The sequence below is a fragment of the Aurantimonas sp. A2-1-M11 genome (assembly GCF_036549475.1).
Taxonomy (GTDB): domain Bacteria; phylum Pseudomonadota; class Alphaproteobacteria; order Rhizobiales; family Rhizobiaceae; genus Aurantimonas.
This window is the reverse complement of sequence record NZ_JAZHLI010000199.1, coordinates 1-1,186: the sequence shown is the minus strand read 5'-3', so window position 1 is coordinate 1,186 and position 1,186 is coordinate 1. Positions and strand designations below refer to the sequence as shown.

The following is a 1,186-nucleotide window of genomic DNA, read 5'->3' as shown; positions in this document are numbered from 1 at the left end:
CGTTCCGTCGTTACGCGACGATCGAGGCGACGATGCCGGCGCCGACGGTGCGGCCGCCTTCACGGATGGCGAAGCGCAGCTTCTCTTCCATCGCGATCGGCACGATCAGCGTCACGTCCATCGTCACGTTGTCGCCCGGCATCACCATCTCGGTGCCCTCCGGCAGCGTGCACACGCCCGTCACGTCCGTCGTGCGGAAGTAGAACTGCGGACGGTAGTTCGTGAAGAACGGCGTGTGGCGACCGCCCTCCTCCTTCGTCAGGATGTAGGCCTCGGCCATGAACCGCGTGTGCGGCTTCACCGAACCGGGCTTGCACAGCACCTGCCCGCGCTCGACGCCCTCGCGGTCCACGCCGCGAACCAGCGCGCCGATGTTGTCGCCCGCCTGGCCCTGGTCCAGAAGCTTGCGGAACATCTCGACGCCCGTCACCGTCGTCTTCTTGGTGTCGCGGATGCCGACGATCTCGACTTCCTCGCCCACCTTCACGATGCCGCGCTCGACGCGGCCGGTCACCACCGTGCCGCGGCCCGAGATCGAGAACACGTCCTCGATCGGCATCAGGAATGGCTGGTCGATCGGACGCTCCGGCGTCGGGATATAGGCGTCGACTTCCTTCATCAGCTGACGGACCGCGTCCTCGCCGATGGTCTTGTCGGAATCCTCGAGCGCCGCCAGCGCCGAACCCTTGATGATCGGAATGTCGTCGCCTGGGAAGTCGTAGGACGACAGCAGCTCGCGAACCTCGAGCTCGACCAGCTCCAGGAGTTCCTCGTCGTCGACCTGGTCGACCTTGTTCAGGAACACCACGATCGCCGGAACGCCGACCTGGCGCGCCAGGAGGATGTGCTCGCGGGTCTGGGGCATCGGGCCGTCGGCCGCCGACACCACCAGGATCGCGCCGTCCATCTGCGCCGCGCCGGTGATCATGTTCTTCACGTAGTCGGCATGGCCCGGGCAGTCGACATGGGCGTAGTGACGCGCTTCCGTCTCGTACTCCACATGCGCCGTCGAGATCGTGATGCCGCGTGCCTTCTCTTCCGGCGCCGCGTCGATCTGGTCATACGCACGGTATTCGCCGAAATACTTCGTGATCGCCGCCGTCAGCGACGTCTTGCCATGGTCGACGTGACCAATCGTGCCGATGTTCACATGCGGCTTGTTGCGCTCGAATTTGCTCTTGGCCAT

Annotated in this window: 1 protein-coding gene; it reads right to left on the bottom strand. The window is 65.3% G+C overall.

The window, feature by feature from the left end; translation table 11 throughout:
- Positions 1-10 precede the first annotated feature (10 nt).
- The coding region (tuf, locus tag VQ042_RS25610) for an elongation factor Tu (protein ID WP_331823054.1) at positions 11-1,186 on the bottom strand (1,176 nt) is incomplete at its 5' end.